The organism is Acinetobacter sp. UBA6526 (assembly GCF_002434875.1).
GTDB lineage: Bacteria > Pseudomonadota > Gammaproteobacteria > Pseudomonadales > Moraxellaceae > Acinetobacter > Acinetobacter venetianus.
Map to the genome: position 1 here is coordinate 1 of NZ_DJLC01000207.1, position 11,971 is coordinate 11,971.

Here is an 11,971-nt window from a genome sequence, read left to right on the forward strand (position 1 = left end):
AAAAGTGTCAACACACCCTAGTTATTATTTCTTTGGAAATACTTTGTTTGGCATCATTAATGCAATTGGTGCAACGGGTTATATCGCTGAAGATGAGCTGCTTGAGCATCTTAAAGGTTTCTTACAAGATTTATTGCAACAGTATCCTGAAAGTACGTTATTGCAAGGTTTATTGTTTAATGAGACGTTGCCTTATAAGGGAAATTTACTAACGCGTTTACATGAACTTGATGAACTGATCGCACCTGTTGAGCATCAGTCTGTTTATGTGCAGCTGCAAAATCCACTGTTCGTAGAGCAGAAGGATGTGAGCTATGCTTGATTTTATTGGAATCGGGTTGGGGCCTTTCAATCTGAGTCTTGCTAGTCTTTTGCAAGGGAAAAGTGAGCTTAAATATCAATTCTTTGAACAAAAAGATGGCTTTGACTGGCATGCGAGTATGCAATTGCCCAATGCTTTACTGCAAGTCCCATTTATGGCGGATTTAGTAAGTTTGGTCGAGCCAACAAGTCCCTATAGTTTTCTCAATTATTTAAAGCATCACCAGCGATTATATAAATTTTATTTCCGTGAAAATTTATATATTCCACGCCAAGAATATAACCATTATTGTCAATGGGTTGTAAAACAACTGGATAATGTCCAATTTAATAGTCGCGTTCTTGAAGTCCAACCCGTAAAAGGTGGTTTTGAGGTTGAGGTTTTATTCAACGGCGAAATACAGCGCTATCGTGCGCGTCAATTGGTTTTAGGAATAGGGACTGTTCCGCATTTACCTGAAAGTTTGCAGCATATTTATTCACAAACAACGCAATGTTTACATTCAGCTGAATATTTGAAAAGTTGTCCTGAAAAACTAAAAGGTGATGTGGTGTTGATTGGCTCAGGGCAGTCTGCGGCAGAAATTTTTATCGACTTATTTGATCGTCAATATGCACAAGGACAGGTGAAAGCCAACTTCTATTTACATTGGTTAACTCGATCAGCGGGTTTTTTCCCAATGGAAAATACACCGTTAGGGCTTGAGCATTTTAGCCCTGATTATATGCACTATTTCTATCATTTACCTACCGCACTGAAAGCTGAGTTACCTGTTCAACAGGCAAATTTATATAAAGGGATTAGTAGCAAAACGATTCGTGACATTTATGAGCGACTTTATCATCGTAGTATTGGTGGTCAAAATACAGATGTGACTTTGGCAGGGCATCATCAGCTACAGCATGCAGAAGTGCTAGAAAATCAAAAACTACGTTTGCGTTTTGAACAGCATCAGCAAAATGAGAAGTATTTGGTTGATGCAGATTGTGTGATTGCGGCTACAGGCTATCGCTATCCAAAGCCTGCATTTTTACAAAATTTACAGTCTTTAATTTCGCTTGATCAGACAAATCGTTGGCATGTCAGCTCAGATTTTGAAGTGAATTATCAAGGTGATGGGCGGATCTTCTTACAGAATATGGAAGTGTTTCATCATGGTGTTGGAACACCTGACCTCGGTCTAGGTGCATATCGAGCAGCGACAATTGCCAATCAACTTTTGGGTAGGGAGTTATTTAAACTCGATAAGGCTCAGTCTTACCAACAGTTTGGTGTTGCTGCATCTGTAAAACTAGATCAACCAGTGCGGAATCATGCACAGTTAGCTGACTCAACGCTGTCACGTGTTTCTCAGAAATCAGATCAGCGTCGACATATTTCGCCAACGTTTTACTCACAGTTAAAACTATCAGAGCATATTGACTAGGTTGTACAGAGGAAAAGTGTATGGAGCAATCTTCTGTACCAACCGCTCAATCTGTTCAAGTCGGGTTGCAGCGTTATGTCTTACTTACTGTGATGCTTGGAACAGGTACAGTAAGTTTAAATAATAGTAGTTTTAACCCAGCAATTCCTCAATTGATGCAATATTTTCAAATTGGAGAGATTTGGGCGAGTTGGGTCGTTGTTGCTTTTTTATTGGCAATGAGCATCAGTTTGCCGCTCGCAGGTTATTTCAGTCAACGTTTTGGTAAACGACAGACTTATTTAACTGCATTGTTGTGCTTTGCTTTGGCATCGACAATTGGTGGATTATTTAATCAATTTGAGTCTGTTCTTATCGCGAGAGCCTTGCAGGGTTTTTGCAGCGGTCTCATGATTCCTTTGTCGCTGGGCTTGATCTTTTCGGTTACACCTACTGAACAACGAGGCAGTACTACAGGATTATGGGGTTCGATGATCATGCTGACTTTGGCAATCGGGCCGATGTTGGGTGCGTTAGTTTTGGTCTGGCTCGATTGGCAGGCTTTATTCTTTATCAACTTGCCGATTGCCTGTATCGCTCTAGTGTTGGGTTATCTTTATCTACCTAAAGAACAAGGGGACATGAATCAGTCCTTTGATTGGCTTGGATTCATCTATCTAAGTACAAGCATTATTTTGCTGTTAGTTACTTTAAGTCAGATTCATCAATTTGCAGATTTAGTCCAACCGATCTATTGGTTGTTGCTTGGCATTTGTGTCCTAACATTCCGGCAGTTTGTTAGAAGGCAAAAAGTTCAAACTCGTCCATTGATTGAACCAGCATTGTTCGATGTAAAAGGCTTTCGATTTAGTCTGATGATTTGTGTGGCACAAACGGTTGGTTTATTCATCGGTATGTTGCTTGTACCGTTATGGATTCAACAGAGTTTAAAGCTGAGTCCGCTCTGGACGGGTTTTGCCCTTATGAGTAGCGCACTTGTGACTGGTCTATGTAGTCAGCCTGCGGGAAAATATCTCGATAAATACGGCGCGTCAAAAATCATAAGCTTTGGTCTCATCATCACCGCATTGTCTTTTGCATTGCTTGCATGGGCACCCGTACAAAATGTCTGGTTCATTATCTGTTGCATGATGTTGCATGGTTTGGGAATGGGACTGTCTTATATGCCTTCAACCACAGCAGGTTTAAATAGTTTACGTCAGCAACAGCATCATTTGGTCACTCAGGCTGCTGCGTTAAATAATCTGTTCCGTCGACTTTTTGCCGTAGTTGCCGTGGTACTTGCTGCTTTATATCTGCAATTACGCCAAGACATTTTTCAAACAAGTTCAAATACAGCGCTGGACACATTTAAAGGCATTCAAGAAATTTTTGTTTTTTGTACTGTGCTTATCTTGTGCGCTTTGCCTTATGCATGGCGTTTCCCAGACCAACACAAAATGAATTAAATATTTAGGAAGATCAACATGGGACAATTACATCCAGTTTTATCAAATACGCATCTGATTCAAAATACCTTTCAAGCATGGCAACAACCACAATCTGAACAGTCGAAAGCGGTTGAACAGCGTGTAATAAAACAATTATTACAAGCGCTTATTTTCGAAGAAATCATTGCGGCTGATCATGATGGTGAAAAATTTATAGTTCAGGTGCAGGATCGCCAACAGCAAACGGTGCAGTATAAAGCGTCTGGTCAGCGTCAATATAGTTATAACTTAGTTCGATTGGCGCGTGATCAAGATGTTCTCCGCCAAGATGCGCAAGGTAAGCAGCAACCAGCTCGTCTGAATCAAGTCATAGATGAAATTCTGCGTTCAATTACAGACGCCGCGAAAGTTGAAGATTTCATTTTTGAATTAAAACGTACATATATTCACGATTTACAGTCACAAGTGTGTTTTGAAAACTATGCCTTGCCTGCAATTCAATATCCTTACGATATTCTCGAATCTTATTTAATGGATGGTCATCCATATCATCCTTGTTATAAGTCACGAGTTGGTTTCAGTTTGCAAGATAATATCCATTATGGCGTTGAATTTGCACAGCCGATGGCGCTCGTTTGGTTAGCTATACATAAAGATATTGTTGCTGAAAACCATTCCAATAGTATTGATACAAAAGAATTTTTTAAGGCACAGCTAAATTCACAAGACTTAGTCCAATTTCAGCAAAAACTTAAAAATCAAATTAAAGAAAGCGCTGATTATGTGTGGATTCCAGTTCATCCTTGGCAATGGGAAAATCATCTTATCTCAATTTTTGCCGAAGAAATTGCTGATCAAAAAATTATGTATTTAGGTCACAGTCATGATCGTTATTTGGCGCAGCAGTCTTTACGAACTGTGACAAATCTTCAGCATCCAGAAAAACCGTATATTAAACTTTCGATGAGTTTAACCAATACATCGAGTTCACGAATACTGGCAAAACATACAGTGATGAATGGACCAATCATTACTGACTGGTTGCAAGCTTTGATTGATCAAAGTGAAACTGCGAAAAAATTAGATTTTGCGGTATTGCGTGAAGTTTATGGTTTGAGTGTGGATTTCACTCGTTTGCCTGCTTCACATGCAAAACAAGCCTATGGAACGATTGGCTGTTTATGGCGGGAAAGTGTGCATCAATACTTACGTGAAGGCGAAGATGCGATTCCACTGAATGGGGTGAGTCATATTCAAAAAGATGGGCAAGCCTTAATTACACCATGGATACAGCAATACGGCATGGAAAAATGGACACGTCAATTATTGAAAGTAGTGATTACGCCGCTGATTCACTTACTATTTGCTGAAGGTATTGCGACGGAGTCGCATGGGCAAAATATTATTTTGGTACATGAGAAAGGGTGGCCAACCCGAGTGTTGCTAAAAGATTTTCATGATGGTGTACGTTATAGCCCAGCACACTTGGCACATCCAGAATTAGCGCCTGAACTCGATCAGTTACCGCCTGAACATGCCAAAACCAATAGTATGTCTTTTATTTTGACTGACGACTTGGATGGGATTCGTGATTTTAGTTGTGCATGTCTGTTCTTTGTGGCGCTGACAGACATTGCAATTTTTCTAAATCAAACTTATGCGGTGGCAGAACAAGATTTTTGGCAATGGGCAGCGGATGTAATTCAGGAGTATCAGCAACAACATCCTGAACATACTGAGCGTTATCAAATCTTTGATGTATTTGCCGACAAGTTACGTATTGAATCATTAACCAAAAGACGTTTATTTGGTGATGGTCGTATTCAAATTAAGTTTGTTGATAACCCATTGGCACCTTTTAAAGCTCAGGTGAAGTGAGGTTATTTATGAATGCGCTGCAACCTGTCTATCAATTGACAGACAGAACGATTTTACAAGATTTTGTGAATGCCTTATTGGTCGAGGAGTTGATTCCTGAGCAATATGTTGTTGATTTTGCAACGGCACAAGCAAAGCTGAGTGGATTCGATATTGATCTAGAACAATATTTTAATGAACGAATTGAGCAGCAATACGTTGTATTGTTACTTGAGCAGCAATCAAAGCGATGTGTCTTTTTTCCTGTAAATCAAGGTATTGCTCAACCTTGGTGTTTTTTTGCTGAGTCTGAAATTCTCTTAATAGATCAGACGAATGATCAGGGCCAACTTCAGTCGATTGAATTATTGGAACTATTCCAATATTTGCAAGATATGGAGGTATTTCAACACTGTCAGACGAATAAAATTCAAAATTTTGCAGATCAAATCCAGAAGTGTTTGCAGCAATATCGTTTGCTGCAACAACACAAAGTGAATACACACGAGTTGATGCATCAAAGTTCCGCACAGATATTTCGTATTTTAGAGCAATATGCGGGTTATCGGGATCGTCCTTATCATCCTTTATCCAAGTTGAAGGAAGGGTTGAGTCAACAGGAATACCTGCAATATTGTCCTGAATTTGCGCAGGAACTCAGTATCCACTGGGTTGCGGTACATAAAGACAAAATGATATTTGGTGAGGGTGTTGACGATATTTTTACGCAACAGCCTAGCCAAATTTTCATTAATCGTGCCGAACGACATCAACTGAAACAGGAAATGTTCCAGCGCGGATTGAGTGAATCACATATCGCCATGCCTGTGCATCCGTGGCAATTCCAGCATTTATTTGAACAATTCTTTGCTGAGGATGTCGCTTTAGGTATCTGTCAACCATTGAATTTTATTTCAAACGGAATGTACGCCAGTGCTTCAATGCGAAGTTTATTGTCTGAGTATATTCCACAAGAAAGTCTGAAATTGCCGATAGGGATTAAAGCACTTGGTTCATTACGCTTTCTTCCGATCGTAAAAATGATTAATGGAGAGAAAAACCAGAAACTATTGTTACAAGCACAGCAAAAAGATCCTGTGCTACAACAAAAATTATGGTTATGTGAAGAAACCCAATGGTGGTCATATTTACCAGAAAAGCAGCAAGATCGAAGTGCTGATAATGAATGGTTATTTGTAGAGAAACCGACACATTTAGCCGCTCAACGTCGTCATATTCCACCTGAATTATTGCAGCAGCCGTATCAACTGATTCCAATGGCAAGTCTGGGACACAAGATTTCAGGTCAGCCCGCTGTGTTTGATTATATTTTGCAGCGACAAGGGCTAACGAATGGAACGGTCGAGGTGTTGGATCAATTCGCCCAATTATGTACATGCTTTTTTGAAGTGAATTTACGTCTGTTCCGTTTGGGGTTGATGGGAGAAATTCATGGACAAAATTTATGTCTGGTGCTTAAAGATGGTCAATTTGATGGCTTGATGTTTAGAGATCATGACTCATTGCGTATTTACTTACCGTGGGTATTACAAAATGGTTTGGATGATCCAGATTATTTAAGTCCACATGATTTTAGAAATACGCTCTATCATGATTCAGTCGAAGAATTATTGTTCTACATTCAGACTTTAGGCATTCAAGTCAACCTTGGCTGTATTGTCGAGACTTTGGCGAAACATTATCAGATTGAAGTGCGTGAATTTTGGAAGGTGTTGGCTGTTGAGTTGCAGCAGATATTGGAACAATTAGATTTTCAGCCTGAAATTCGAAAGCAGTTACAACGTTTATTGTTTGAGTCACCACATTGGCCTTATAAACAATTGCTTCGACCGTTGCTTGAACAAGAGACTCGAATAGGCAGTATGCCTTCAGGTATTGGAAAAACGAGCAATCCACTTTGGCAAGTTTTCAATCAGTCATAGTAGCCATGCATGAATAGTTACTGTGCTGATCAAGCAAGATTAACCACGCCAGTTTCAGCGTTGAGCAAACATCTGAAACTGGAGGTGTGTTACTTAGACACAAAGGCGATCACTTTAGCAGATTTACTTGATGATTCGATTTGTGAGAAGACCCTGCAAGACTTTGCAAAACGTATTCATGCTAAAAACCTAAGCTGTGCCAGCTCTTTATTTGTCAAATATTGGTCTACTGTTTGGATATTACCTTTTCTTTATTGCCATGCGGCATCTTTAACTTTTGTGAAATGGCAGAGTTCAATCTTAGCTGTCAACTTACCCTGTGAATGGTACTGGGATCGGACATTGCAGTTGACAAACTCTGAGGCTTTATCTCTTGAAGTGATGTCTTTGCAGGATGTTGGTGCGATTTTTGATCAGCTCAATTGTTTGTTCCAACAGATCACTAAGGTTGGAAGAGTGTCTTATGCCTTGCTTTGGGAAAATGCTGCGGTTCGTGTGGTGCAGTTCTATCACTCATGGGCACAGCAAAACATAAGTCCTGAGATGCAAGAAAAATTACAGCAACAACAACAGCTCATCAAAATGCGTTCAGCTCAAAGTTTTCATTTAGCTGAAAATCCTTTTGTTCGTCTTTGGAGTCACTGGCATCCAGAGCTTGCAACCTATATGAGAAAAAAGTGCTGTTTGTATTTTCAGTTAGAGGAAGCTGGTCAAACTTTATGTCGCAACTGTCCATCACAGCTAAAACAGATCAAATGAGAACATTTTATGAACCAGAACATAAACCTAGAAGCGCTTATAGCGGCGTATAAAAATATCGCGACCTCAACCATTGGGCATGTATTGGATACAGGGCATATTCCACATGTTTTTCCAATGTCTCCTGAACAAAGTCTAGTCGGTGTGATTAGAACAGCACGGCTTGAGTCAAAAAATGCAAGCAAATTAAGAGATGTCTTAATGAGCTGTCAGTCGAAAGAAGTCCTCATCATTGATGCACGATATGATTTACAACGTGCATGTTGGGGGGAGCAGAGGAGTGTCGCAGCGATTCATTGTGATTTAGCTGGCGTAGTCGTGCTTGGTGCTATTACTGATCGGCAAGCGTTATTAAAATTAAAGCTTCCCATTTTTGCACATGCTGTCAGTTGCTTAACCACGCGTAATGAAGGTGAGAGCTTGGTTGAAATGGACACAGAAATTTATATTAATCAGTTCACGGTGCATTCTGGTGATCTATTAGTGGCTGATGCAGATGGCGTTTTTGTCTTGGCGATTGAGACAGCACAGCAATATTTGGAGCAGTTTCAACATCTCGAAACTGAGGAAAAAATCAAAAAAGACAATTTTTTTCGTCTGAATGAAATTAATGAATACTATTTTTAATAAAAATCATTCTCATTAATATTTAAATTTAGTATGATGAGTCGCCTTTTGGATATTTTTTGAGTGATATTAGGGCTCTGGAGAAATGAGAAAATGAAAGTGAAGAATGAGTTTGGGGCGAAAAAAGTACTGTTTAAAATGACACCATGTTGTCTTGCTGTCATGGCAATGTTTGCTCAGCATGTCTATGCAGATACAAGTTCAAATGAAGTTGCTACTGAAGAATCTAAGGAAAAACCTGTTGCACAATTAGAGAAAATCGTTGTTACAGCTACGCGTACGCCAAAAAATATTGCAGAAATTGCGGGGACTGTTCAAACCATTGACCATAATCAAATTGCGCAGCAAGCAACGGCAGGGCGTAAAGTTGCTGATGTATTAGCGCAACTTGTTCCATCACTCGCACCAAGTAGTGGAACTACGAGTAACTATGGTCAGACGATGCGTGGCCGTAATGTATTGGTCATGATTGATGGTGTATCTCAAACAGGTTCGCGTGATGTATCACGACAACTCAATAGTATTAGCCCGAGTATGATTGAACGTATTGAGATCATTTCAGGCGCTACAAGTATTTATGGTTCTGGTGCTACAGGTGGCATCATCAATATCATTACCAAGCGTGCTGATACATCAAAACCATTGAGCTTTGAAACCAAAGTTGGAATCACTTCATCTGATACATTCCGTGGCGATGGTTTAGCTTATGAAGTTGGACAAACCGTTTCATTCGATAAAGACAATATCAATGGTTTCTTAGGTGCGAACTTTACCAGTCGAGGTTCTCAATTCGATGGTAAGGGAGAGCGTATCGCAACCGATCCATACCAGACCAGCCGTGAAGATACCGACACAATCGATGTAAATGGTCGCTTGAATATTGATTTAACCGATACACAGTCTTTGAACTTTGGTGCGCAATATTATAAAGACAAGCAAGACACAGAATATGGACGTGATTATACGGGCGATGTCGTAAACAATCCTTCATATAAAGCAGTCAAAGGGTTGAAACTAGATAATCAACCATTCACTGAGCGTTATGCAGTAAATACGCAATATCAAAATCAAGAGTTTTTAGGGCAAACCTTAAATCTTGAGGCATATTACCGTAAAGAAAATGCACGTTTTTTCCCTGTTTATGCACTGACTCAATTTGCAAGCCAATCACAATCTGAGATTGAAGTTGCTGGGCTTCGCTCAACACTTCAAAAAGAACTAAGCGTTGCTGATCGTGCCTTAAAACTAACGTATGGTTTAGATTACGATCATGAAAAAGATCATCAATACTATGACTTACTGAATGCATTGGATAATGGTCTAACTTATACAAGTACAGGCAAAAGTTATGGTGCTGGACCTGATACAACGATTCAAAATATCGGTGCTTTTTTACAAGCTGATTATGAACTGACGGATCGTTTAAATATCCAAGCGGGTACGCGTTATCAATATATCAAAGCAGATACAGATGCTTATATTCCATCAAGACAAGCTCAACGAGCAGCTCAAGGGCAAAGTGCTGATTTGACCGTCATTCCAAGTGACTCAACCAATTCAGACAAGTTTCTATTCAATTTGGGCGCTGTATACAAATTAACGGATGATCAGCAAGTCTTTGCGAACTTCTCACAAGGTTTCAGTTATCCAGATGTTCAACGTATGCTACGTGATGTTGCGATTTATACGCTTTCAACAGCGAATATTGAACCGATCACAGTGAATAGCTATGAATTGGGTTGGCGTTTAAACCAAGATGATGGTTTAAATCTTGGTGTAACAGGCTTCTATAATACGTCCGATAAGGTTGTACAGTTTAATGCTAACCGTTCTGCTAGTGTGGCTGATGCAGATCAACGTGTATATGGTGCAGAGCTCACAGCAAGTTATCCATTCATGGAAAACTTTAAAGTCGGCGGAACACTTGGTTATACCCGCGGACAATACGAGGATGCTGCTGGGAAATGGCGTGAACTCAATGCTTACCAAGTTTCTCCGACCAAAGGAACGGTATTTGGTGAATGGAATAATGATGAGGGTTATGGCGTTCGCGTACAAATGTTAGCGGTTAAAGGTACGGATAAAGCAGCCAAAGATGATCTCGTTGCTGTAACTGACGATAATATCCTTCCAAACTCAGCGGCAAAAATTACAGGTTATACCACCATGGATGTGCTAACACATTTCCCTGTAGGAAAAGGGCGCTTAGACTTTGGTGTCTATAATGTGTGGAACAAAGATTATCGTACTGTATATAGCCAACAATCGGCTGTCTCATTTGCTAAGTTATCAAGTTTACCTGCTGAAGGTCGTACCTATGGACTAAGCTATACAATTAATTACTAATAAAATTTGAGAAAGAAATATTGATTGGATAATGAGTATTTCTTTCTCTGTAAGCTTTTTTTGAGTGCAAGGTAATTAAGATGAGCCGAATTGAAAAACAAGAAAAATTTAATCTGACTTATCGCAGAGTATTTTTCATCTGTCTTGCAGCTTATTGTTATAGCTCTTGGCTAAGTTTGGTTTTGGCAAATTGGTTACCGTTTGCGACAGCAGAAAACGTCTATTTGGCCGTATTTTTAAGTTTTATTTTCTTCATTTTCTATGTGGTATTAGCCACTGCGGTGATATCTAAACTTTGGTTTTGGAGTATGAATAGTTTAGGAGTATTACTTCTTGCAGGTTATTGGTTATTAAACAGATGGGGAATGACCTAATGAATTTTCGTCAAATACAAGCCATTGTGCATAGCTGGTTTGGCATTGTTGTTTTATGGGGTATCTTCTTTATATTTTTTACAGGTTCCGTCGCTTATTTTCGTACAGAGTTGAATGTCTGGGCGCAACCTGAAGCAATGAGTCGTATTCAACATATTCCATCTACTCAACAGTCCGCTCAAATTGCTTTTAATTATCTTAACCAAAATGCTGAAGATGCGAAACGTTGGCGAGTCACTGTTGCAAACGAGCGAATGCCTGTCAATTTACTACAATGGCAAGATGAAAATGGACGGTATCAACAATTACAGAATCCACTCACTGGCGAGTTACTGAATCCAGTACATGATACTTTGGGTGGTGATTTATTCTTTAAATTGCATTACACCTTGTATCCGCTACCCAGCAAAATTGGTAGTTTTATTGTCGCTATTATTTCAATTATTTTTTTAATTAGCCTGATTTCAGGGATTATTACTCATAAGAAAATCATCAAGGAGTTCTTTGTTTTCCGATCTTATAAAGGACAACGATCTTTACTCGACCTACACCATATAACGGGCATTGTGACGTTTCCTTTTTATTTGATTATGGGGTTTACAGGCTTATTGATTCTATTTTATCTAGTATTGCCGTGGGGACTGTCGCAGCATTATGGGAAAGCAGGGATTCCTCAATTTTATAATGAAATGCAGTATATAGAGATGGCGAAACCCTCTACATCATCGTCATCTACAACAATGCAGCCGTTTAAAAAATTTATTGAGCAATTACCAGCTCAGACACAAACAGGGGCATTTTTAGATAAATTTGAAGTAAGAAAACCCAATAAAGCAGATGCGGTGATTAGTTTTGAATATAACTATAAAAATATTATTACCTTAAAT

General features: G+C 39.4%; 10 protein-coding genes. All 10 read left to right on the forward strand.

All coding sequences use genetic code 11. The features are described 5' to 3' along the window. On the forward strand, positions 1-322 hold a 322-nt coding region (locus B4237_RS14155; protein WP_286943639.1), incomplete at its 5' end, for a ferric iron reductase. Continuing rightward, the gene (locus tag B4237_RS14160; RefSeq protein ID WP_278595008.1) at positions 315-1,748 is read left to right on the forward strand and encodes a lysine N(6)-hydroxylase/L-ornithine N(5)-oxygenase family protein; all 1,434 of its coding nucleotides are present in this window, start codon (positions 315-317) and stop codon (positions 1,746-1,748) included. The genes B4237_RS14155 and B4237_RS14160, both read left to right, overlap by 8 nt. Before the next feature lie 20 nt (positions 1,749-1,768). Then, complete coding sequence (locus tag B4237_RS14165; protein WP_278595007.1) at positions 1,769-3,196, forward strand: DHA2 family efflux MFS transporter permease subunit; 1,428 nt, start codon at positions 1,769-1,771, stop codon at positions 3,194-3,196. 18 nt (positions 3,197-3,214) lie between these two features. Continuing rightward, positions 3,215-5,056 carry an IucA/IucC family protein gene (locus B4237_RS14170; protein ID WP_278595006.1) on the forward strand — a complete coding sequence of 614 codons (1,842 nt, stop codon included), beginning with the start codon at positions 3,215-3,217 and terminating at the stop codon, positions 5,054-5,056. Between the two features lie 8 nt (positions 5,057-5,064). Further along, positions 5,065-6,978 (forward strand): IucA/IucC family protein, encoded by a 1,914-nt coding sequence (locus B4237_RS14175; protein ID WP_286943643.1) that lies wholly within the window; start codon positions 5,065-5,067, stop codon positions 6,976-6,978. Between the two features lie 9 nt (positions 6,979-6,987). Then, positions 6,988-7,737, forward strand: a complete 750-nt coding sequence (locus tag B4237_RS14180) for a (2Fe-2S)-binding protein (RefSeq protein WP_278595004.1) — start codon at positions 6,988-6,990, stop codon at positions 7,735-7,737. 9 nt (positions 7,738-7,746) lie between these two features. Further along, complete coding sequence (locus B4237_RS14185) at positions 7,747-8,364, forward strand: RraA family protein (RefSeq protein WP_278595003.1); 618 nt, start codon at positions 7,747-7,749, stop codon at positions 8,362-8,364. Positions 8,365-8,457: 93 nt separating this feature from the next. Continuing rightward, complete coding sequence (locus B4237_RS14190) at positions 8,458-10,710, forward strand: TonB-dependent receptor (protein WP_278595002.1); 2,253 nt, start codon at positions 8,458-8,460, stop codon at positions 10,708-10,710. An 80-nt stretch (positions 10,711-10,790) separates the two neighbouring features. Beyond that, complete coding sequence (locus tag B4237_RS14195; RefSeq protein WP_007483345.1) at positions 10,791-11,084, forward strand: hypothetical protein; 294 nt, start codon at positions 10,791-10,793, stop codon at positions 11,082-11,084. Next, positions 11,084-11,971 (forward strand): PepSY-associated TM helix domain-containing protein (locus B4237_RS14200; protein WP_286943645.1); only part of this gene is annotated, 888 nt, incomplete at its 3' end. The genes B4237_RS14195 and B4237_RS14200, both read left to right, overlap by 1 nt.